Annotated in this window: 20 protein-coding genes and 1 pseudogene; all 21 read right to left on the bottom strand. The window is 40.9% G+C overall.

Annotation, left to right across the window (positions count from 1 at the left end):
- Positions 1-3: 3 nt before the first annotated feature.
- The gene (gene pgeF, locus AOQ70_RS14980) at positions 4-867 is read right to left on the bottom strand and encodes a peptidoglycan editing factor PgeF (RefSeq protein ID WP_059377069.1); all 864 of its coding nucleotides are present in this window, start codon (positions 865-867) and stop codon (positions 4-6) included.
- A gap of 211 nt (positions 868-1,078) precedes the next feature.
- The gene (locus tag AOQ70_RS14975) at positions 1,079-1,315 is read right to left on the bottom strand and encodes a YlmC/YmxH family sporulation protein (RefSeq protein ID WP_008344958.1); all 237 of its coding nucleotides are present in this window, start codon (positions 1,313-1,315) and stop codon (positions 1,079-1,081) included.
- A 79-nt stretch (positions 1,316-1,394) separates the two neighbouring features.
- Positions 1,395-2,171 carry an ABC transporter ATP-binding protein gene (locus AOQ70_RS14970; RefSeq protein WP_047202116.1) on the bottom strand — a complete coding sequence of 259 codons (777 nt, stop codon included), beginning with the start codon at positions 2,169-2,171 and terminating at the stop codon, positions 1,395-1,397.
- 130 nt (positions 2,172-2,301) lie between these two features.
- Positions 2,302-2,658: a PTS glucitol/sorbitol transporter subunit IIA gene (locus tag AOQ70_RS14965; protein WP_007499733.1), complete on the bottom strand. Its 357-nt coding sequence runs from the start codon at positions 2,656-2,658 to the stop codon at positions 2,302-2,304.
- 26 nt (positions 2,659-2,684) lie between these two features.
- Complete coding sequence (srlE, locus tag AOQ70_RS14960; RefSeq protein WP_024426936.1) at positions 2,685-3,695, bottom strand: PTS glucitol/sorbitol transporter subunit IIB; 1,011 nt, start codon at positions 3,693-3,695, stop codon at positions 2,685-2,687.
- 13 nt (positions 3,696-3,708) lie between these two features.
- Complete coding sequence (gene srlA, locus AOQ70_RS14955; protein ID WP_003210918.1) at positions 3,709-4,239, bottom strand: PTS glucitol/sorbitol transporter subunit IIC; 531 nt, start codon at positions 4,237-4,239, stop codon at positions 3,709-3,711.
- Between the two features lie 18 nt (positions 4,240-4,257).
- The gene (locus AOQ70_RS14950) at positions 4,258-4,689 is read right to left on the bottom strand and encodes a transcriptional regulator GutM (RefSeq protein WP_039178369.1); all 432 of its coding nucleotides are present in this window, start codon (positions 4,687-4,689) and stop codon (positions 4,258-4,260) included.
- 12 nt (positions 4,690-4,701) lie between these two features.
- The gene (locus AOQ70_RS14945) at positions 4,702-5,946 is read right to left on the bottom strand and encodes an NAD(P)H-dependent oxidoreductase (RefSeq protein WP_039178366.1); all 1,245 of its coding nucleotides are present in this window, start codon (positions 5,944-5,946) and stop codon (positions 4,702-4,704) included.
- Between the two features lie 244 nt (positions 5,947-6,190).
- A complete protein-coding gene (locus AOQ70_RS14940; RefSeq protein ID WP_039178363.1) occupies positions 6,191-7,129 on the bottom strand; it encodes a sugar-binding transcriptional regulator in 939 nt (312 codons plus the stop codon).
- Between the two features lie 151 nt (positions 7,130-7,280).
- A complete protein-coding gene (sigG, locus tag AOQ70_RS14935; RefSeq protein WP_024424250.1) occupies positions 7,281-8,060 on the bottom strand; it encodes an RNA polymerase sporulation sigma factor SigG in 780 nt (259 codons plus the stop codon).
- Positions 8,061-8,203: 143 nt separating this feature from the next.
- A complete protein-coding gene (gene sigE, locus AOQ70_RS14930; RefSeq protein ID WP_007499746.1) occupies positions 8,204-8,923 on the bottom strand; it encodes an RNA polymerase sporulation sigma factor SigE in 720 nt (239 codons plus the stop codon).
- A gap of 58 nt (positions 8,924-8,981) precedes the next feature.
- Positions 8,982-9,911 (bottom strand): sigma-E processing peptidase SpoIIGA, encoded by a 930-nt coding sequence (gene spoIIGA / locus AOQ70_RS14925; protein WP_039178359.1) that lies wholly within the window; start codon positions 9,909-9,911, stop codon positions 8,982-8,984.
- Between the two features lie 249 nt (positions 9,912-10,160).
- Positions 10,161-14,477 carry a S8 family peptidase gene (locus tag AOQ70_RS14920; protein ID WP_059377067.1) on the bottom strand — a complete coding sequence of 1,439 codons (4,317 nt, stop codon included), beginning with the start codon at positions 14,475-14,477 and terminating at the stop codon, positions 10,161-10,163.
- A 302-nt stretch (positions 14,478-14,779) separates the two neighbouring features.
- On the bottom strand, positions 14,780-15,925 hold the full coding sequence (gene ftsZ / locus AOQ70_RS14915) for a cell division protein FtsZ (protein ID WP_024424252.1): 1,146 nt from the start codon (positions 15,923-15,925) through the stop codon (positions 14,780-14,782).
- Positions 15,926-15,958: 33 nt separating this feature from the next.
- Positions 15,959-17,281, bottom strand: coding sequence for a cell division protein FtsA (ftsA, locus tag AOQ70_RS14910; RefSeq protein WP_024424253.1), 1,323 nt, complete (start codon positions 17,279-17,281; stop codon positions 15,959-15,961).
- Positions 17,282-17,440: 159 nt separating this feature from the next.
- On the bottom strand, positions 17,441-17,809 hold the full coding sequence (locus AOQ70_RS14905) for a small basic family protein (RefSeq protein WP_003210988.1): 369 nt from the start codon (positions 17,807-17,809) through the stop codon (positions 17,441-17,443).
- On the bottom strand, positions 17,809-18,534 hold the full coding sequence (locus AOQ70_RS14900; RefSeq protein ID WP_059377066.1) for a DUF881 domain-containing protein: 726 nt from the start codon (positions 18,532-18,534) through the stop codon (positions 17,809-17,811). Before AOQ70_RS14900 ends, AOQ70_RS14905 begins: the two co-directional genes overlap by 1 nt.
- 20 nt (positions 18,535-18,554) lie before the next feature.
- The gene (locus AOQ70_RS14895) at positions 18,555-19,244 is read right to left on the bottom strand and encodes a DUF881 domain-containing protein (RefSeq protein ID WP_039178348.1); all 690 of its coding nucleotides are present in this window, start codon (positions 19,242-19,244) and stop codon (positions 18,555-18,557) included.
- Complete coding sequence (locus AOQ70_RS14890; RefSeq protein WP_059377063.1) at positions 19,241-20,020, bottom strand: cell division protein FtsQ/DivIB; 780 nt, start codon at positions 20,018-20,020, stop codon at positions 19,241-19,243. Before AOQ70_RS14890 ends, AOQ70_RS14895 begins: the two co-directional genes overlap by 4 nt.
- A 126-nt stretch (positions 20,021-20,146) precedes the next feature.
- Entirely contained in the window at positions 20,147-21,058 is a 912-nt protein-coding gene (gene murB / locus AOQ70_RS14885) for a UDP-N-acetylmuramate dehydrogenase (RefSeq protein WP_047202109.1), read from the bottom strand.
- A 31-nt stretch (positions 21,059-21,089) separates the two neighbouring features.
- A pseudogene (gene murG / locus AOQ70_RS14880) lies at positions 21,090-22,183 on the bottom strand (undecaprenyldiphospho-muramoylpentapeptide beta-N-acetylglucosaminyltransferase).
- Positions 22,184-22,365: the final 182 nt, after the last annotated feature.

The following is a 22,365-nucleotide window of genomic DNA, read 5'->3' as shown; positions in this document are numbered from 1 at the left end:
CACTTATGCCTCCTTAAACCCGACAAAAGACATCATACGTCCTGTTTTCCCTTGATCACGCCGGTGTGAGAAGAAAAGCTGATCATTGCAGCTTGTGCACATCGAACTGACATGTATGTTTTCTTCTTTTATTCCTGCATGAAGCAATACGTTTTTGTTTAGTGTTTTCAAATCAATTTTATATTGTCCTTGTGAAATCTCGGAATACACATCCTCTGTTGAAAAAGGAAGCTGTTTCACTTGATCCATGACGACGTCATCGACTATGTAGCAGCAGCTGCCAATGGATGGTCCAATGACGACTTGAATCTGATCGACCTTGGCACCTTCTTGGCTGACCCATACATCAACCATCTTTGCACCAATTTGCTTGACGGTTCCTTTCCAGCCGGCATGAGCCGTTCCAATTAATCCGTTTTGCGGAGCTAGAAAATAAAGCGGAACACAATCAGCGAAACAAAGAGCGAGCATCATGTTCGTCTCAGACGTATATAAACCGTCTGTACCTGGCAGTGCCTCATCATAATGAAGACTTCCTCTTCCTCTTTGCTCCTTGGTGACTTTCAGGATGCGATCCTCGTGTGTTTGGTCTGCAAACACCCAATCAGAGAGCGGCACAGCAGCAGCATCTGCTATGACTTGACGATTCATTTGAACACTAGAAGCATCATCTCCTACATGGAGTCCAGTGTTCAATGATTGATATGGAAAAAGGCTGAAGCCGCCATTTTTTGTTGTAAACCCGGACAATACCTCTTTACCAGAACATGTCATGTTCGTCCAATCATGAATGGTCATTGCATATGGTGATTTCTGCTGAAAGGGGTCATATTTGTGTGTCAAAGCTGCCTCCCACCTTTCATTCATCTCTCTTTATTTCGCTCCTATTTTACCACAAGACATACATAGACAGTTAGTGGGATTCATTAAATATTACACTCAAATGTGCCCTTTCTGCAGGTTTTTTTTCAAATTGATATGAAAACGTAATCTTTTTACCCGAAAAAGACATTGTTTGCTAAGAATGAAGAGTTTATTTTAAGGAAAAATTGAATGATTCATTGAGGAGTTATACGAATTAAGAAGACAAGCGGACAAGTATCACATCTTCGCCAATTTTTACTATATTTCGCCATGGGACAATCATTTCCTCTTCTTTTCCGAAAAATCCCATCATTTTACCTGTGCCGCCAATAATAATCGCTTGGATTTTGCCGCTTGTGACATTAATATCAATGTCCCCAATGGTACCTAGTTTTTTCCCGCTGGATACATCGACGACATCCTTGATTTGGAATTCAGAAATGCTGATCATCTGTCCTTCCCCGCCTTTCGTTTTCTACTATAATATGTATGATGGAAAAGCAGGGACGCAGACCAATAGTTTCTATTATCTATAATTTACTTAAATGCGGACGGCCATTTCTCCACATGACATCTACCGGACATTCAAAAAAAGAAGAAAGTAGGCCGCTTGTCATCATCTCTTTTGTTTCTCCTTGATCAAAAACAGATCCATTTTTTAATAATAAGGTATGCTGAAAAACAGGCAGAATCTCCTCTGCATGATGGGTCGTATAGAGCAAAGTAGGCGCATCAGGTTTTGCTGCAATCAATGAGATGGTCTCCAGCACTTGCTCTCTTGCTAGAAAATCAAGACCCGTCACAGGTTCATCTAAAATCAAGAGCTGCGGATCATTCATTAAAGCCCTCGCAATCAAGACTTTTTGCTTCTCTCCCTGTGAGAGTGTTTCATAAGTTCTGTTGGCATATTTGAATGAACCGAATGCTTTTAATAGATCAATGGCTTTCTCTCTCATTTCATCTGTCGGGGTTTCATAAAGCCCGATAGAAGCAAATGCGCCGCTCAGCACAATTTCAAAAGCATTGTCGTCTCTGTGCAATTTCTTTTCAAGTCCTGCTGAGATGAGACCAATTTTCCTCCTGAGCTTTTCACCAAGAGCCTCCTTGCCAAAGACATGTCCCAGCACTGTCATCTCGCCTGACGTGGGGAAATAATAAGAGCAGAGCATATTTAATAATGCGGTTTTCCCCGCACCATTTAAACCGTAAAGTACCCAGTGTTCCTGCTTGTTCACCTGCCAGTCAATAGACTGCAGGAGCCATTTCCCATTTCGTTTTAATGAAACATTCTTCAATTCAAGTGACACGATAACTTCCTCCTGAGTAAAAATTCTGAATATACAAACAATGAATGTTTACAGCATATCGTAAATGCTCTTTCTGGTAAACCTCATGTAAAAAAGCTGCTCCTTTTTAGGAACAGCTTTTTTTACATGGTTACGAAATTTCAATTCGTACGCCTTCTTTTATATCAGGAAACGTGTGCGGGGATGCAAATACAGCTCCTGGTAATACATCATCAAACGGCTCTTGGAAGTAGATCGAAATATGGCCGAGCTCTTTAAAGTTGTCATTTGCTTTATTGCCGAGGGCTGTGATCGTGTACGTTTGATCGCCCACTTGAATGGTTCCGCCCAGCTTCAGCGGCTCTTCTTCTAGATGTTCGAACTCATGAATGACAGACATATCTCTTAATTCCTGCGGCGCTGCGGGTCCAAATAATACAATCAGCTTATCTTCTTTAAATTGCGGGACTAAGATCCCAATTTCTTTTACGACAGATTGTGTTACCATGTATCTCGATTCCTCCTTTAATACGTTTAATACATACCGAAGCTAGCAACGTATGCGATCACAACAGATAGAACCCCTGTAATGAGACGGCTATACAAAACAGCTGGTACCCCATATTGTACCGTTTCCGGCTTCGCTTCACCAAGTGACAGCCCCACTGGAATAAAATCACACCCTACTTGACCGTTGATGGCAAATAGTGCAGGAAGTGCAAATTGAGGCGGAATGTTTCCTAGTGCGATTTGACTACCAATCAGAACGCCGATAACTTGGGCAATGACTGCTCCAGGTCCTAAGACTGGTGATAGGAACGGCAATGTACAGACCACTACGAGCAGTAAGAGCCCCCAAAGAGATCCTGCCAAAGGTGATAGAAAATGGGCAATCAGGTCACCAATTTTTGTATAATTGATAATTCCAATTAACATACTGACAAATGCCATGAATGGAATAATGTTTTTCAAAAGCATATCAACAGAATCACGGCCAGCCTGGTAGAACGTACCGGTGACTTTCCCAATTCCACGCGAGAATCTCATCAGAAAATTGCCTTTTTCCTGCCGCTCGATATTTTCCTCTTTCAGCTTTGCATACGTCTCTTTGAAATTCTCTTTGTCAATCGACTCACTGTTTTCCTGACCTTCTGCTTTTGCCTCACCATCAGATGCTTCTGCATAGGAAATATCTTTTTCTGTTACGCCTGATACGAAGATATCTTCTGTAATATGTTTAGCAAGCGGTCCAGAAGGAGAGGATGCCAAAACGTCTACAGTAGGAATGCGTTTCATTGGATAAAGTCCGATTCGCGCTGTTCCTCCGCAGTCAATGACAACACACATCATTTCATCTTCTGGTATGGAGTTTTTAAAGCCGTCACATGCTTCTGTCCCTGTCATTTCTGCAATTTTACGTGCAACTGGGTGAATGCCTCCACCTGTAATGGAAACAACCTTTCTTCTTTTACCAGTTGGTTCAAGCTCTAAGCCTTCTCCCCATCCGCCAGCACCTTTTGCAACAAATACTTTGTGGTTTGTCATGTTTAACCCTCCCCTATTGTGAATTCGCTTTCATTTTTCCTGCTAAATATTTTGTAATCCATTCAGTAATGATTCCGCGTAGTAAAATGACGACGATCCCGACTAAGAAGTAACGAACAGCAAGCTCTGACATTGAATATCCAGCTTCTTTAATCCCGTTCGCAATTCCCAAGTAGACAAATAGTTCTCCTGCGTTGGCATACGGGAACAGTGATGTCACCGGATGAACAAATGAAACAGCTGAATCATAGAATGCTGGTTTTTGTTTTTCAGGTAAGAAGCGGCCAAACGTATAAGCCATTGGGTTTGTCAAAATAAGAACGGATAAGATCGGCATTAACGTGTAGCGCAAAATGGTATACTTCGCTGCAAACTGAATGGCTCTATTCACTCGCTCTTCTCCAATAAATTTCATGACAGCATAAGTGAAAGTAAGTAACACAACAAGCGTTGGAACGATACCTGTAACAAGACCCATGAATTGCTTTCCGCCGGCTTCAAACATTCCGATAAAGTGCTCTCCAAACCATTGAATCCATTCCATGTTTCATCTCCCCTTTCTTTAGTTCACATTTGTTATATTTTTTTTCGAAATCGAGACAAGTGCCTGCTCAGCCGCCATGGATAGTGCTTGCATGACAGCTGGCGTCTTTTTACGTTTTTTCAATGTTTTCTTCATCATGTGGTGCTCGTCCAGCACAGCCCCTACATGCTTTCCTTCATATGAAGGAACTTCTTTAAATTTAGATAAGATCGACACGCCGCCAAGCACATGACATTTTTGAATGATATACGATTCATCCACAATGATGAGCGCAATGGCCCCAGGGCCAACTTTGCGCCGTTCCATTCCTGAAAATAAGTGATATCCCTGTTTCCCTCTGTAGTCATCAATTAGTGAGTCCATGCTTTTGCGGTAATACTTGATCTGAATAAAAGATAATCCATACTGCACGATGAGAATGATACAAAGTACGATTGCTAATTTTTCCATAGCTTCACGTCCTTATGATTGAAATAAGTGATCTTGTAATGAACGCAGCTTCCAAACGGTTGTGTTTGAATCAAGCTCTACATCATCATGAGTGAGGAACTGTCCTAATTTGATGTCTTTTTTCGCTACGACTTTTCCGCTGATTAAGCCAATTGGAATATGACCGTTCGATTTCATGTCTTGATGCGTTTCAAGTACACCTCTTACGGAGTATCCGCCAATTCCGTCAAGTGATTCTCCTGCTTGAATATCTCTTTTCGCAACAGCGACTGTTTCTGACACTGGTACACCAATCGGGTGGATCGATGAGTCATGCTGTAAGACCGCTTTGGCGATGGTAACAGGTGTTTCAAGACTCGCTAAATGGAAGGGACGGTAAAGCGTGTAGTGAGGACCTTTTCCAACTTTTAAGTAACGAAGCTCTTCATCTACTGGCTCAAGATCACTCTTGACGATAACGAATACGCCTGGTGCTAGCCCATTTACATATTCAACGACTCCGAAGTTATCGAGCACGCCGCCTTGTTGTTTTTGATTCAATTTATCTGCTACATTCTCTAAATTTGCTTCGACTCCGTGCATACCGACTTTATCTGGCAAAAGCCCTGTCGCGTTACTTAATAAGTTCATTTCTGCCATTGTTTTTGTTCCGTCTTGGAAGGCAGCGAGCATATGTGCACTCATATGTTTACTATCTGCTTCTGCTTTACACGTATCTGGATTTGCTTCTGGGAAGAATGGGTTGTTCTTGCCTTTCCCAGCAACGAGCACCTCAAGTCCCATTGTTTTCGCAAATTCATATAATTCTAGTGTTGCTGCCGGTTCGTCACCAGCTGATCCAGAGTAAACAAGTCCTGCATTTGTGAATAATTTATGCATCACCAAACCGATGGTAATATCAACTTCTACATTTAAAAGAACGAGATGTTTTTTTGAATTAAGCGCTTCCAAAGAAATGTTTGCTCCGACTTCTGGAACACCTGTTGCATCTACAACTACTTCCACAAAATCTGATTGAATCACTTCTCTATAATCATTTGTGACGACCATTTGATGCGGCTTCGCATGCTGCTTGTAAAAATTCGCTGCCTTCTCTGCTGCACTAAGGTGAATATCACAAACACCTGCTACAATCATGCCTGGAATTTTAGAAATTTGTGAAATGAGTCCAAAGCCCATTTGGCCTGCCCCAATAATTCCTACTTTGATTGGATCTCCACTGCGTTCTCGAGCTAACAATTGTTGATAGATTGACATAAAAATCATCCTTTCAGGTTTTCTTGCTTCTCGGGTAGATTGCTAGAAAAATAATCTGAAACTTTTAACAAATGTTATAAAAATTAACAAAAATCTGTTTCTTGTAACATTTGTTATTTTATTTATCATTTGTTATGAACTTAGTTTATATGATGTGTCAACTTTGTGTCAAGCTAAAATCGATAAAATTTTCAATCTTTTTGAGTCTAAAGACTCAAAAAAACTACCTAATCATATTAGGTAGTTACTTTAACAAGGCATCTCCTGTTCGTTCATCTGTAATTAATACATGAATTAATCCACCTTCTAATGCTGCCCTGATCGCTTCAATTTTCTCTTCTCCTCCAGCGACACCAATGACTAGCGGGATTTCCTTCAGCTTTTGCGGGCTTATGCCCATTACCCGGTCGTTCCACGGGTGGGGATACACTTCCCCTTGATGATCAATAAAGTTATAGCAAATGTCACCCGCCACATCCTTCGCTTGAAGAATATCCTCCTCACCGCTTGTCATATAAGATTTCACCATCGTTGAATGCTGCGGAACCCCGCCAATTCCGACAACCGCAATATTTGATGATTCTCCTAGTTTAATCACTTTTTTGATTGATGGCTGCCGGATTAGTACGTCCTTCGCTTCTTTCGTATCAAGCATAACAGGCACATGTAAAAACTCACATTTAGATTTGAGTGCTTCTGTGCACCTTGCAATAATATAGTTGGCGTGGATATCAACATCTTCGTTTCCCACACCCCCGACAAGCGGAACAAATGTCACGGATGGAAAGTGCTGAACTGACGTAAGCGCTTTCGCCATTTCATGTAAAGTGGTTCCTGATGAAAAACCGATGACTTGTCCATCCTTTATCACTTTTAACAAAAAGCCTGCCGCTGCAGCGCCGATTCGGCTTTTGGTTGTTTCTTGGCTGAGCGTTTCCACACAGACGACTTCTCGCAGCCCATATTTCCGCTCTATTTTTCTTTCTAATGATCCATATTGTTGATTCACTTCATCATGAATAATGATTTCCACGATTCCTGCTTCACGTGCTTTTGCCAAATATTTCGATATGAGCGAACGGCTAACCCCAACAGCTTCTGCTATTTTAGATTGAGTGGCGCCTTCTTCATAATACATATGCGCAACCTTTATGAGCAGCCTTCTTTCATCATGGAATGTCATAATAACCCTTCTTTCCGCTTAAGTGTTCCCTAACAAATGATATCTAAAATAACATTTGTTAAAAACAGATTAAATGAAAAAAATAACAGAGTCAATACTAGAGACGTGCTCTCTCACAAGAATGAAAAAAGCCGCACATGAAGCGGCGGCTTTAAAAGATATTTTTATTCATTTGTTTGATGGCCGCTTTTTCAAGTCTTGAGACTTGTGCTTGAGAAATCCCGATCTCTTCAGCGACTTCCATTTGCGTTTTTCCTTGGAAGAAACGTTTGCGGAGAATCATTTTTTCTCGATCATTCAATCGGCGCATTCCCTCTTTTAAGGCTAATTCCTCTACCCATTGTGTGTCTTTGTTCCGATCATCACTAATTTGATCCATCACATAAATCGGATCTCCTCCGTCATTATAAATCGGTTCAAACAAAGAAACAGGATCTTGAATCGCATCTAGGGCAAAGACAATTTCCTCATGAGGCACTTCCAGCACTTTGGCAATGTCTTCTGCCGTTGGCTCCTTGCTTGTCTCACTAATCAGCCTCTCACGGACCTGAAGCGCTTTATAGGCAATATCTCTTAGTGAACGAGACACCCGAATCGGGTTGTTATCACGCAAGTATCGACGGATTTCTCCTATGATCATAGGGACCGCATAAGTTGAAAATCTGACATTGTGGCTTAAATCAAAATTATCAATTGATTTCATTAATCCGATACAGCCTACTTGGAAGAGATCATCCACATACTCGCCTCTGTTGTTAAAACGCTGAATCACACTTAAAACCAACCGCAAATTGCCATTGACTAGCTTTTCTCTTGCTGTATCGTCACCTTCATCTTGCAGCTGTCTGAACAATTTTCTCATCTCTTCGTTTTTCAGAACAGGCAGTTTGGAGGTGTCGACTCCGCAGATTTCCACTTTATTTCTGGACACTTTTTTCCCTCCCTACAGGAGCTGTTGTACAAAGTTCAGTATCTCCTTGGGATGGAAAAATATGCACGAGTGATGATGAGAATCATGAGAAAAGAAGTTGATTCCTTTGACAGCAAAGGGACAGAGCTTTCAAAAAAATTTTTTTAGACCATTTTGTTAAATTCTTTTTGTAATCGTTTAATAATTCTTTTTTCAAGCCTCGAAATATACGATTGAGAAATTCCTAGCATGTCAGCGACATCTTTTTGGGTTTTTTCTTCGCCGCCGACCAAACCGAACCTGAGCTCCATGATCTGCTTTTCGCGGTCATTTAATTGCTCCAGCGCTTTTTTCAAAAGTTTTTTATCTACATTTGCTTCAATATCCCGCGTGATAATATCATCATCTGTTCCAAGGACGTCTGATAAAAGCAGTTCATTTCCGTCCCAATCAATATTGAGCGGCTCATCAAACGACACTTCTGAACGAATTTTATTATTCCGGCGCAAATACATCAAAATCTCATTTTCAATACATCTCGAAGCATATGTCGCGAGCTTGATCTTTTTTTCTGGGTTAAATGTATTGACCGCCTTAATCAGGCCAATGGTTCCAATACTAATTAAATCCTCTATATTAATCCCTGTGTTTTCAAATTTTCTTGCGATGTAGACCACCAACCGCAAATTTCTTTCGATCAGGATGGCTCTTGCTGTTTGATCACCTTTTGGTAATTTGACAAGCAGTTCCTGCTCTTCATCCTTTGATAATGGCGGCGGCAGCGCCTCACTACCACCAATATAATAAATCTCATCACTCTTTAGACCTAGCTTCATGAGGAGTTTATACCAGTAGTAAGTGAGTTTAAATTTTAATTTTTTCATCTTCTTCTCCCTTCTAAATGTCAAGTTGACCTCGTAAGATAAAAGACATCACCAAAACTTAAGACACCCCTTGGATGATTTTTCCGTCTAACATATCTGGATGAATGATGGATTGAAATTCCTGATCTGCTGATAAACCGCTTAGACTCATGCCTACAAAACACTTGGCTGGCTGGATCATATGTGTTTTTGAATAAATGATGACCGTATCTGGTTTTAAGCATAGAAGAAACCCGTGATCATGACCGACCGCTCGATATGGAACAAGTCTTAAACGATCAAGAAGCGGAAATCGATCATCTAGCTTTTGCATCACTTCAACAGGATGAGACTGCTTCATAAGCTCTATAAAAGGCTCTCCGCAAATGGACATGAGCTGATCGGCCTGAACAATCATCACAGGTGTTTTCGTCATAGGATCATACAGCTGATTGCCAGAATCGACGAGTCCCTTTAGCCGGATGGTCTCTCCGTGAATGTGTATCTCCACAAGTACTTGTTCATCAAACTGTCTTTTTTTCGCACCGACCTCTCCTAATCTTTTCTTTGAAAAGAGCCAAATCGCAGGAAAGCCAGTTAAAACGAAAAGCCAGCTAATGGGATCACCAAATCCATCATTTTGTGAAATCAGCAGCCCGTTTTGAATAACAGTATTGGTTTGTAAAAACGAATGAACCCCGATCATGCCTCCTCCCATCAAAAATGTGACAAAGTAAAAAGCAAACAGGTTTTGAAAAAAGGAACGAAATCTTTGAAATCCAAAAGTTGCAAGCACGATCAAGACAGAAAAAAGCAGTTTGCCTAGAGGGTGTGACACAAACATTGCAAATGGTGTAAAGAGCAAGAGAACAATGCTCGATCCAATCAGAGCTCCTAACATATATCGCCTTTTTTTTACTTGTCGTTTGAGAATAAATGCAGTGAGTAAGAGAAGCAATAGATCAAAACAAAAGTTTAACAGCCAAATCACATCTAAATAAATGACCACCTTCTGCTCCTTTCATCTGAAACAAAGAATCAAAAGCAGTACTTGCACTTGTTTGTACCAGTATAAAACAGCCATGAGATGGAAGTCTGTCAATTCTTGTTGGGGATGATAGAGAACTTTTGGTGGATTGTTATTGTTTTTGTCGAGGAATGAGAGCGCAAAGCAAGAGAGTGTTCTCCCGGACAAGCCTTCAAACAATCGTTCGAAACGAAAAAGGCACGCTCCTAGGAGTCGTGCCTTTTTTAAGGATTATTTTTCATTGATATTTAATGTGCCTGGAGCCTTTTGTCGTGTGACGTTTCCATAATCATCCTGCACAATCACTTCAATGACTGCACCTTTTGCTTTGGCAGTAGAGGTAGCTGTCCAGTAGCCTTCATATGTTCCGTTAGCTACCTCGCGAAGCGGCAGCTCTGTTGTATTTTGCAGCTTTGATCTAGCGTTTGTCAGCGGCATATGAATGACAAACGTTGCGTCTAGCTTTTCTCTGCTGTGAAATGAAATTTTAACAGACTCACCTGATGATAGATTGACATTCTCTGCTGGTGTCAGCTTCGAAATTTCAGGTGCTTCGTATTGAACATCGATATCGACTTTTTTAGTCGTTTTGTTTCCTGCTGCATCTTTCGCTGTTACTTTGATCGTATTTTTCCCGTTTTCAAGCAGTATTCTTGCAGTATATTTCCCATCTTTTATTGCTGCCTTTTTTCCATTCACAGTGACTTGATCAAGATGATCATCCGTTACCTTTCCTTCTACAGTGAGAGATTCTTTGTTAGACTTTTCCCCTTTTTTCGGTGTATCTATCGTTAACGCTGGGGCTGTTTGATCAATGATCACCTTGACTGATTTGGATTTTTTCGTTGCGCCTTTATCCGTAACAGTAGCAGCCGTGAATACATGCTCTCCGCTTGACACTGTGACCTTCTCTTTGAAAACACCTGACTGGTCTGCTTTTACTTTGGCAATCTCTTCATCATTTTGATAGATCGCTACATCAAGCCCTGGAGAGGCTTTTCCTTCAATCTCCAGTTCATCTTTGTTCGTGATCGTTCCTGCTTTTGGAGACGTTATTTCTGGTACATCTGCTTCATATTGGACAAGCGCACGAATCATATAATTTCCCTCTTCTTTTGGAGAAGGAGAAAAGGCACCGCTTGTCAGCTGCCAGCTTCTTTCTGCATTTGGTCCATCTTCATCTGTTGCAAGGCCTGGAGATTCCGTATTCTTTTTCGTTTGAATATAGACAAGGTAGAAATCTCCCTCCACCGTAATGGCTTGATCTTCTAAATCTACTTTTGTCCATTCACCATTGCGCAGCGCATTCGCTTTGAAAGGTCCAGCGATTTTCTCACCGGGAGCGCCGTCCTTTCCGGACGCATCATACACTTCAACCGCAAATTCATTTCCGCCAGGGGCTGGCCACTCTGCTGTCCAGAAACGGAAAAGCCCACCTGTGACTTGCGCTTGTTTCTTACCCTTTTCTAATGAAAATTTCACCGCCCAGCCATTGCCAGGATCATAGAACGCCCGCGCATTTTCAGCTGTTCCGTCATCGTAGCCAATTTCGCCAGCAAAACCGATGAAAGGTTCCAGCTTAATTGCTTTTTCAAGCGGCTTTTCTGTCACATCTGCTGTAAATGAATATCCTTTAAACCCTTTCGCAAATACTTTGACTGTATACACACCGCTCAATGCCTCTAGAGAAAACTCGCCGGATTCATCTGTTTTGACCGGCTCAATTTTCGCATCCTCTACAAGATAAACCGTGGCATCCTTGACTTTTTCACCCGTTGTTTCGTTTACAATTGTGCCGGAGATCGTTCGTTTCTCAAGTGGCTGCAAAGAGAAATTTGCCTCTGCCGTGTCATTTGAGGGAATATTGACTTTTTGGGTGCGTGATTCAAATCCATATGCTTCAGCTTTCACTGTAAACTCCCCTGCACCATGAGAAAGCTGATATCTCCCTGTCGCTTCATCTGTGTACGTGGATTTTCCGCTTTCAAGAACACTGATTTCTGCCTTCATCGGAAGAGCTTTGATAGACGGAGCATCTAAGCTTTTTTCCTTTTTCATCTGGACATGTTTTTCTTTTATTTTAGCAGGCTTTGCCCTTTTCGGATCAACGGGTTTCTTCTGCTCCTGTGCTGGCTTTTCTTTTTTGATGATGCCAAGTTGTTTCTTTGCCTTTTGAGGCAAGGCTTCATCTGTTATTTTCACATCATCTAAATAAAAACCGTCTTTTGTCACACTGCCATCCGTTCTGAGCTGAAAAATAACCCTCACATTTTGGCCTTTGTAGGCAGATAAATCAACTTCTCCTTTTGTCCATGCACTTGTTTTACCTGTATAGGCTGCCACCTGGACAGCATCTTCCCCCTCAGGCTGCACATGAATATGCACATAGTCATAATTTGCTTCAAGGTCATGCCAGTATTGATATTGTAAAAAGGAGGAGCCTGACTCAGGTACAGCAATCATCGGCATGGATAAATGAGCATCCGTTTGATTTTCATAAGGACTGTCTAGGTTTGTGGCGTAAACATGATCTCCAGTAAAGGCTTGTTTCGGACCTGTGGTCGGCTTTCCCCACTGCCAAGGATCTTTTGTTCCGCCACTGAACCATCCACTAGGCCATGCTTCAAAATCTTGCGAGTAGCCAGTCGTGATGGATGTTCTAATCGGAAGCGTATACGGTTCTGATGCGGCTTCATTTTCTCCAAAATCTTTCACAATCCATCGGTACGTGACGTTTTCTCCCTCAAGTTCTGGCAGCTGGACAACATATGTCCCCTTTAAATGATTTCCATCCGTACGTTTTGCTTCCAGCGTCTCCCTTTTCCCTTGATCCACTTGATAGCTCAAGGAGACATTTGTCACAGCTACTTCATCTTCTGCTGTGATGCTTAGAGGAGTTGGCGTAGAGGCAAAAATTTCATTCGGTCCTTTATGAGAAAAAACAGGTGGTTCTGTATCTTCTCCTTCTTTTGTTACCTGTCCTTCAATCTTGCCAATTCCATCTGTTAATGCTGTGATCGCCTCTCTTGCATCAATTAATCCTGCCCCATAGCCATTGTTAGGAGATTCCGGGAATTGCTGATCTGTCAGCGGCTTTGCAGTATCAATGAGAACTTCTTCGATCTCTTCCACAGACAGATCTGACTGTACTTGGCGAAGAAGAGCCACAACAGCTGAAACATGCGGACCTGCCATCGAGGTTCCATTCCAGCCATCCTCATACCCTTTTCCAGGTATAGAAGAACGAATGTTTACCCCTGGGGCCGCAATATCTGGTTTCATGACGCCATAAGGAGAGGGACCTTGCAAAGAGAAAGAACCCAATTTGTTGTTTTGATCTGTTGCACCCGTCGCAAAAGCTTCTGGATAGTTCGCAGGATTTGCAATAGATCCCTCACCGCCAGGGTTAAATAAATCCGTATTACCAGCTGAAAACTCTGGGAAGATATCTGCCGCTCTCCAAGCATTGACCACATCTTTATACCAATCATCTAGACCAGGCCCGCCGCCCCAAGAATTATTGACTACATCTGGTGCCTTTTCTGGATGAGGGTTTCCGTTTTCATCTTTTGGGGCTAAAATCCACTCACCTGCGTCAAGCAGATCAGCATCTGATCCACCATCTTCTGAGAAAGCTTTCACCGCAATCCATTTTGCACCTGGTGCGACGCCAATTTGATTCTCTCCATTTGGCTCAGAGCCAACCATCGTTCCCGTCACATGTGTACCATGCTCTAAATCATCGTATGGCGTTTTAGAGCCTGTCGTTGCATCGTACCAATTGAATTCATGTGAAGGTTCATTCGGACGTGCAGGATCAAATCCGCGGTATTTTTCTTTTAATGCAGGATGATCCCATTCCACACCTGTATCAATACTTGCCACAACGGTACCAGTACCGTCATAGCCTAAAGCCCACGCTTCTGGGGCATGAACTTGAGAAATATTCCACTCGATTCCATCTGCTGCTTTGATTTGTTTGTTCGGCTTTGAAGTCTTCAAATCAACAGGACGATGAATTTGACGGATTTCATTTAGCAACACTTGATCTACTTCTGGGAAGGAAGCAACCTTTTCCATGACTTCTTTCGTTCCAGTCACAGCGAGACCATTCACAATATAGTACGAATGAATATCCTTCACTTGCTTTTTCTTTTGTGCCTTTTGTAAATAAGCAAGCAGCGCTTCCTGCGTCTCTTCAGATGTTGCTCTTAGTTCTGATACAACAGCTGATCTTTTTGTGTACTGCGTTTTAGCAGCTGTTAACTTCTGTTTTTTTGCTTTTGACACAGCATCCTTCGCCACTTTTTTGACATTTGTTTGTTCCTTCATTTTGACTAAAAAGGTCACCTTGTCTTCTTGTTGAAACTGTTTCATTAACCTAGATGAGATCTTGGCTTTTGTTTTCTTGGAGGAAACAGCTTCCTCTTGATATGAGGTAGAAGTCGATTTTGCTTGAACCATCCCAAAGCTTGTCATCGTTAAAGTACCAATCACCAAAAGACTCATCAAACGATAGCCGGCGGTTTTGTGAAACTTCACTTTCAATCAAATCCCTCCTCCTCAAATGGTCAAACAGAGTGCGGGTCTCACTCCTCCCTTTCCTTTGTTCATGACAAGATTCATGGTGTTCTATTTAATGTAGTCAAATAAAGATCATCATTTTGTCGCTTTTTGTAATAGGATTTAAAAATGATTCTTTTTACTTAATCACCCTAAGCCAAAATACACATGTTGAATGAAGTGACCCAGACACATTCAAGACTTTTTATTCAGACGAGATGCTGGTTTCTTTATATATGAGACATGAAAAAATCCCCTTCCAATGGAAGGGGATGAGTAATACTTGATTAGCGTTTATTACGATTGCGCAAGAACGTTGGGATATCCAGCGTATCATCGCTTGATTGTGTATTTTGTCTCGGCTGAGATGATGGCTGCTGATGCTCCTCACGTTTCACTTCACGCTTTTGAGGAATGGATTGATTTTGCTTTAATCCTTGTCCTAATGGATTTCTTTGTGGTTTTGTCACCTCTGGCTCTTGCTCAATAAATCCAGTTGCGATCACGGTTACCACAATTTCATCCTTCAAGTTATCATTAATGACAGACCCGAAAATCATGTTTACATCTTCGTCAGATGCAGAAGCAACAATGTCCGCTGCTTCTTGTACCTCATAAAGGCTTAGGTTCGTACCACCAGTAATATTCATGATGACACCTTGTGCACCATCGATTGCCGTTTCCAGAAGCGGTGAAGAAATAGCTTTCTTCGCAGCTTCAGCAGCACGATTTTCACCTGTTGCGACACCAATACCCATAAGAGCAGAACCTTTATTAGACATGATCGTTTTCACGTCAGCAAAGTCAAGGTTGATTAAACCTGGTGTAGCAATAAGATCTGAGATCCCTTGAACACCTTGTCGTAGTACGTTATCTGCTGCACGGAATGCTTCAAGCATTGGCGTGTTTTTATCAACAATTTCAAGCAAGCGATCGTTTGGAATCACAATTAATGTGTCAACTGCTTCTTTCATAGAAGCAATTCCTTCTACTGCTTGAAGCTGACGTTTTCTTCCTTCAAATGTGAAAGGACGAGTCACGACTCCAACTGTCAATGCACCAGAATCTTTTGCGATTTTTGCAATGACAGGTGCAGCACCCGTACCAGTTCCACCGCCCATACCAGCAGTAACAAAGACCATGTCTGCGCCTTTTAATACTTCTTCAATCTGTTCTTTGCTTTCCTCAGCAGCTTTTTTACCGACTTCAGGATTCGCACCTGCTCCAAGCCCTCTTGTCAGCTTAGCACCGATTTGCATTTTCGTTTCTGCTTTTGATAGATTTAACGCCTGTGCATCTGTATTGACTGCAATGAAATCGACACCTTGTACGTCATTTTCAATCATTCGGTTGACAGCGTTATTTCCGCCTCCACCTACTCCGATTACTTTAATTGATGCTAGGCCGTCTATATTTGTTTCAAACTCCAACATGCTGAATCCTCCTAATCCGTCGAAAATCTAATTCTATTCCCAGAACATATTAAATAGTTTTTTCATTTTGCCCGGTTTTTTATTTGTCTCTTCTTGTGCTTTTTGTTTTACTTTCGGTCTTGGCTGCGCTTCTTTTACTTGTGGTGCAGAAGAAACCGGCTCCATGGATGCGCCTACTTCATGAAACGCCTCATCCGGCATTTGGAATCCAACCTGTCTGCCCTGAATCTTTGCATTGCGATAAGCAAAGTGGATCAGACCCACTCCTGTCATATACTGAGGTTCTCTCACTCCAATATAATTCGGACTTGCAATTCTAACATTGTTTTGCAAGACCGTTTGTGCAAGAGAAAGGATACCTGGTATAGCTGCCTGTCCACCTGTTAGAACGAATCCGCCAGGCAAATCATGGACACCCATATTTCTTAATTCCTCTGCCACAAAGAGCAAGATTTCTTCCAGCCGAGCTTCGATGATATTGGCCGCTTCAAGCTGTGTATACGTCTGTTTCTGATCGGTACCGATGACAGAAACTTCAAATGTTTCCTCAGACGATGCCTCATCATAAAACGCATGTCCAAATTGTTTTTTGATTCGTTCAGCTTCTTCAGTAGAAGTTCTAAGTCCTATAGACAAATCTTTTGTAATGTTCTCTCCGCCCAAAGGGATACTGTGAGTAGAATAGAGATGCCCGTTTTCAAATACGGAAATCGTTGTAGATCCGCCGCCAATATCAACGAGAGCTACCCCTAGATTTTTTTCATCTTTCGATAATGCTGCTGAGCCCGATGCGAGCGGCTGCAAGCAAATATCCATAATTTCAATTCCAGCTCTCTCTACACATCGGAGCCAGTTATGTAGAATCGTTTTAGAACCTGTAATTAACGATCCATCCACCTCTAGCCGAACACCAAGCATTTTTTTCGGATCAGTGATCTCATCTCTTCCGTCGACGATAAATTGCCTCGGGATGACGTCTACGACGAGATGTTCTTGAGGAATAGATACTACCTGTGCAGCATCTAAGACACGTCTCACATCTTCAGCATGTATTTCTTTGTTTTCACTAGATACTGCGACCACGCCGCTCGTATTCTGAATATGAATGTGGTTTCCGTTAATTCCGACAATCGCCTTTTGTAAAGGAAAACCTACCATTCTTTCAGCCTGTTCAAATGCTTGTCTAATAGAATGAACTGTCTCATCTATATCAACAATCGATCCTTTTTTTAACCCTTCTGAAGGGACATTTCCAACACCTATAATGTTAAGCGAATCATCCGCCATTTCTCCGACGATGACTTTAATATTGGATGTACCGATGTCAAGGCTGACGTAAATTTCATTGTTGTTCATTCTATGGCACCTCCTCACATATCAATACTTTCTATTCTATTATTTGCTGAACAACAATACAATGAATGTGTTTTTACAAGTGTGTAACAAAACTTAAAAAATCAACATTTTTTATTAGGATTACTGAAAATATTCGTTACATCATATGTATATCCTTTTTTATGACTCACTTTTTTTCTTTTTTTCTCTAGAAATTGTCCATTTAGTTAGTAGAATTCTTCGAATAACTGCTATATTTTGAAACAATCTAACGCCGAAAGCAAACATTCCGACTAAGTACAAGTCTACACCAAGATGGACGCCCAGAAAAGCTAAACTTATTGCAAGTATAATATTAAAAAAGAAGCCTGATACAAACACTAGTTCATCGTATGCCCCTTGCAGATGTGCCCTGATTCCACCAATCAATGTATCAAGTGCAGCAAGTACAGCGAGGGAAAGATAATTAGAATACTCATTCGGTATCGTAAAATTTGTTAAGAAACCGATCGCAACTCCTATGATTAAGCCAAGTACAGGAAGCCACATTAAGATTTTCCCTCCTTTACATCGTCAAGAGGCTTCAACTCGTTTACCTGAATTGCACCGTCATATGCTTTTAGTTGAATTTGTTGCTTTGGCTGGCTAATACTCAAGCCGAAATTTTCCTGAGCAAACAAATCAGCAATATCTGATACATTTAAACGGCTGTATAATTTGTCGGCCTGGTCGCTGATCATCTTGATAGTGACTTCATCACCATCTAAGCTGTAGCCATCCATTTTTGTCGTGCCATTAATATCTCGAATCACACTAGTATTAATCACACGGTGGTCATTAATGGAAATATGCTTTGCCCCATACATATTGGCTTCGTTGATTAGCTTTTTCAGAAGATCAGGCGGGATATTTTTCACTTCTTCTCCAGTCAGATCCTTTGAGAAGAGCTGAGAGATGTCAACTTCAATTCCCTCCCCTGTCACTTCTGTAAAACCAGCCTTTTCTTTTAAATCTTTTAATGTTTTTGTTAGTTGAGCTTCTTTTGATTGATCACCTTGATGACCATACTTTTTCAGCATTTCATCATATTTATCAATTTCTTTCAGTAAATCCAATTCTTTACTTTTAGATGCAGATAAATCCTCTCTTAGCTCCCACACATCGCGAGTATCACGAACTTTGGGCTTTTGCAATGAGTTAAATTGGATGGAGACCATGATGCCGAATATCACCATTAAGGCTGTCAAACTAAGTAAAGGCTTCTTTTTCCTCAACACCACTCACCTTTTCACTTTTAATCTTTGTGTTTTAAAAGAGGATTCATACGAATATCCTTTTTTTCAATCGTCATCGAAATATGATCACTTGTCAGCTGGTCGACCACTCCTCCTGCAATATTTAATGCAGGTATTAACACCGCCGGATCACCGATAGCAGAAATGACAAACGGCGCTGGATGCTGAACACCGTCAACTGTGACAACTGGGCCGTTACAATGTATGTATGATTGGTGTGTAATTCTCTGTCCGTTAATAGATACGGCAGAGGCCCCTGATATAAACAGTTCGTTTATCACATGAAAAATGTGGCTCTCATGAACAATGTAATTATTGACATTTTGTCCACTCGGGATATAAGATGCATCTTCAAGGGATACTTTTACCCCTTTTCCTTTTACGCCGATCTCTCCTGTAAACATCCTGTATTTCTCAACATCTTCCAATACATTAAAATACTGCTCTTTTTCATTTTTCAAATTGGACTCAGTGGCTTGAACCTGTGATTGAAGGCTGTATAATTCTTTTTCAAGTTTCTGATTCGCCTTTTCTTGCTTTGTCAGCTGACTTTTCAAGGAATATTCTTTTTTCCATTGCTCTGTGCGAATGACCTCTGCCTGATGCTGCTTAGTATATTGGTATGAAAAAGAAATCAGAAAACCAAGAACAAGCATTACAATTGAGAATATAACTGTTTTGCCTCTCAACGTTCATCTTCCTTTTTCTCAGATTTAAACGCTTCAAAATACGTCGCGACTTCCATATGGATTGTGCCTTTTTCAGAAGGTGAAAGTTCTTTTACAATGGCAGGATAAGTTTTCATTTTATCAGCGAATGTTTTAATTGATGCAATCACAGTGTTCCCATCATTCATATAAAATTTAACGAGCCATTGGTTTGAGCTTGTCGGCACATAATATATTTCAGAGATGAGTTCCTGAATAGAGGCTGGCAGCTGATTTAAAGATCTTACAGTTTGCTTCAGCTTCTCTTTATTGTCCCAATCCACAAAAATAGGTCCTGCATGACTTGGTGTGACTTCTTCTGGTAATGCTGTCCCATTTTCAAGAAGCTCATAGTATAGATTTCCCTTTTGAAGATACGCAATATTGGTATATTCTTTGACAGCAATACTGACCTTATTCGGAAAATGTTTTTTGATACTAACACTTTTAATCAGTTTGTTTTGTTTAATATGATCTGCTGTTAAATCTTTATTTAAATTCCAAAACTCTGTTTCGCCTTCTTTAATTTGGGAAAGTTTCACAAGTTGTTTTGTAGGGACATGCTCGTTACCCGTAATAGTTAAAGAAGAAATTTTACTGATTGGTGTCTGCAAATAAATAATGATTAAAACCATGATAAAAAACAGTAGAATAAAAGAGATTAGTCTCCGGTTCGCTTTCTGCTTCCTTTGTTCTTTAATTTTAGGAATTCGTTCTTCTATATTGACGATCTTTTCATTTTCATGATCAGGCCGCATGTATATTCTTCACCCCATTCAAAGCTGCTTGTCCACACCTTTGGGTCATCATTTTGATGAGAAAACAAACGGCATTCTTTCATGCCGTTTGTTTTCCTGTGATGCCATCATTCATAAAAACTAGTTTTAATTTGCTTCACCGATAATTTCTACTTCTGTATGCATATCTACATTGTAGTCATCTTTAATTTTCTTTTGGATGTATTGAATTAAGTCCAGCACGTCTTGAGCAGTTGCGCCACCAGCGTTCACAATAAAGTTGCCATGCATATCAGAGATTCTTGCTCCGCCAATTTGGTACCCTTTTAAATTCGCTTTTTCTACAAGCTGTCCTGCATATTCAGGCAGCGGATTTCGAAAAATACTTCCGGCACATGGTCGATTGTAAGGCTGTGTTTCCTTACGATAGTCTTTATTTTGCTGCATTTTCTTTGTGATTTTCTCGCGATCATCCTGTTTGAGCTTAAACACGGCCTCGAGAACAATGCCTGGTCGTTCCTTTTGAAGGACAGATGTTCTATAGCTAAAGTTCATCTGCTCATTTGTTAGCCACTCGATACTTCCATCTTCAAATAAGATTCTCGCTTTCACAAGGATCTTACTAATATCAGATCCGTGCGCACCTGCGTTCATATAAACAGCGCCGCCAATAGATCCCGGGATACCAGCTGCAAACTCCAGCCCTGAAAGACCCTGCTTACTAAGAGACGTTGCAAGCCTTACAACAGAATAGCCCCCGCCAACTGTAATTTCTTCATCATTTATAGTTAAATGATCAAGTCCAGCGCCTAACTTCAGGACAACGCCACGTATTCCTTTATCAAGTACGAGTAAATTCGATCCTCTCCCAATAACCGTCCAGTCCGCGTGGTGTTTTTTTATCTGATCCATGATCGTTTTAACTGCATCGATATCTTTAGGAACGATCAATAGATCTGCCGGCCCGCCTATTTTCATCGTCGTATGATTTGCAAGCGGCTCATTTTCAAGCACTTTACCGACTTGCGCTTCTAATAATTCATTCTTCAAGTTCTCCATATTACCCTCCGCCTTACCTAATATCATTCCATCATGTAGTCGTAATTTCTTTTAATACATTATATAAACGTCCAGCCGCATCCGGTACTCCCAGTTCTTTTGTTAAGCGGCTCATTTCGTTTAACTTTTCTTCATTACCAGCAATTTCATCAATGGCATGAAGAAGGCTCTCTCCAGAAAGCTCTGATTCTCTTAAAACGATTGCAGCGTCATGCTTTTCTAGTGATCTTGCATTAATTTCCTGGTGATTTGCTGTCACGTATGGGCTTGGAATAAAAATAGTTGGGATTCCAAGGGCTGTTACTTCAGCAATCGTTGTGGCACCCGCTCTTGCAACAATCACATCAATTGATTTCAAGTACTCCGGCATTTGATGCAAGAAAGGCTTTGTGATCATATTAGGTGCTACATCTTTTTCCTTTAGTTCGTTCAGCACTTTCTCATAATGAACCTCACCTGTGATATATAAAAGCTGATAGTTCTTAGCCTTTAATTCATCTTGCATGTCAATGACTGCTCTATTAATCGGTGCAGCACCACGGCTCCCGCCAAAAATAAGAACTGTTTTTTTCTTTTCATCCAGCCCAAACTCTTTAAGAGATTTCCCCTCTTTTATAGAGACGACTTCAGAGGCTCTAGGGTTTCCCGTAAATACAACCTTTTCAGAAGGAAAATGTGCCTTTGCTTCTTCAAAGCAGATGGCTACCTTATCAACATATCTCGCCAGAAACTTATTTGTGATACCAGGCAGGCTGTTCTGTTCGTGAATAATGGTCGGGATCTTCAGCTTGGATGCCGCATAAACGACAGGACCACACACATAACCACCTGTTCCAATGACCGCATCTGGCTTGAATTCCTTCAAGTAAGATTTGCTCTTTTGAACGCCCTTTAGAAATCTCATCACCGTTTTTACGTTATCAAAGGAAAGCTTTCTTTTAAAACCTGAAATTCTATGACTTGAAGGTAAGTATTTTCTCTTTCTACAATTTTCTTTTCAAGTCCATTTTCAGTACCAATATATAAAAATTCTACATTAGGATGCAGTCTTTTCACTTCTTTAATAAAAGCTAAGGCCGGATAAATATGTCCGCCTGTTCCGCCTCCACTGATTACTATACGCATTATACCATTTCCCCTCAATTTTTTTCTGCTCTGAACAAAGTATAAACCCTGTTTTAAACAACAGGGCTCCGTTAAAACCTGTAAAGAAGAGTCAAAAAAACATGTTTTCAATACGAAAGCTGTCTTTTTCACTCTTCAAATCATTTTTTTGTACTTTTGCAAAATAAATGTCATCATGGTTT

Origin of the sequence: Bacillus sp. AM 13(2015) (assembly GCF_001518755.1) — a bacterium.
Taxonomy (GTDB): Bacteria; Bacillota; Bacilli; order Bacillales; family Bacillaceae; genus Bacillus; species Bacillus safensis.
The sequence above is the reverse complement of the archived record's forward strand: the minus strand, read 5'-3'. Positions and strand labels throughout refer to the sequence as shown.

Bases quoted from the DNA above. Each gene is read 5' to 3' on its own strand.
- pgeF (WP_059377069.1), bottom strand. From the start codon at position 867: ATGAATGAAAGGTGGGAGGCAGCTTTGACACACAAATATGACCCCTTT.
- AOQ70_RS14975 (WP_008344958.1), bottom strand. From the start codon at position 1,315: ATGATCAGCATTTCTGAATTCCAAATCAAGGATGTCGTCGATGTATCC.
- AOQ70_RS14965 (WP_007499733.1), bottom strand. From the start codon at position 2,658: ATGGTAACACAATCTGTCGTAAAAGAAATTGGGATCTTAGTCCCGCAA.
- srlE (WP_024426936.1), bottom strand. From the start codon at position 3,695: ATGACAAACCACAAAGTATTTGTTGCAAAAGGTGCTGGCGGATGGGGA.
- srlA (WP_003210918.1), bottom strand. From the start codon at position 4,239: ATGGAATGGATTCAATGGTTTGGAGAGCACTTTATCGGAATGTTTGAA.
- AOQ70_RS14950 (WP_039178369.1), bottom strand. From the start codon at position 4,689: ATGGAAAAATTAGCAATCGTACTTTGTATCATTCTCATCGTGCAGTAT.
- AOQ70_RS14945 (WP_039178366.1), bottom strand. From the start codon at position 5,946: ATGTCAATCTATCAACAATTGTTAGCTCGAGAACGCAGTGGAGATCCA.
- AOQ70_RS14940 (WP_039178363.1), bottom strand. From the start codon at position 7,129: ATGACATTCCATGATGAAAGAAGGCTGCTCATAAAGGTTGCGCATATG.
- sigE (WP_007499746.1), bottom strand. From the start codon at position 8,923: ATGAAAAAATTAAAATTTAAACTCACTTACTACTGGTATAAACTCCTC.
- ftsZ (WP_024424252.1), bottom strand. From the start codon at position 15,925: ATGTTGGAGTTTGAAACAAATATAGACGGCCTAGCATCAATTAAAGTA.
- ftsA (WP_024424253.1), bottom strand. From the start codon at position 17,281: ATGAACAACAATGAAATTTACGTCAGCCTTGACATCGGTACATCCAAT.
- AOQ70_RS14905 (WP_003210988.1), bottom strand. From the start codon at position 17,809: ATGTGGCTTCCTGTACTTGGCTTAATCATAGGAGTTGCGATCGGTTTC.
- AOQ70_RS14890 (WP_059377063.1), bottom strand. From the start codon at position 20,020: ATGCGGCCTGATCATGAAAATGAAAAGATCGTCAATATAGAAGAACGA.
- murB (WP_047202109.1), bottom strand. From the start codon at position 21,058: ATGGAGAACTTGAAGAATGAATTATTAGAAGCGCAAGTCGGTAAAGTG.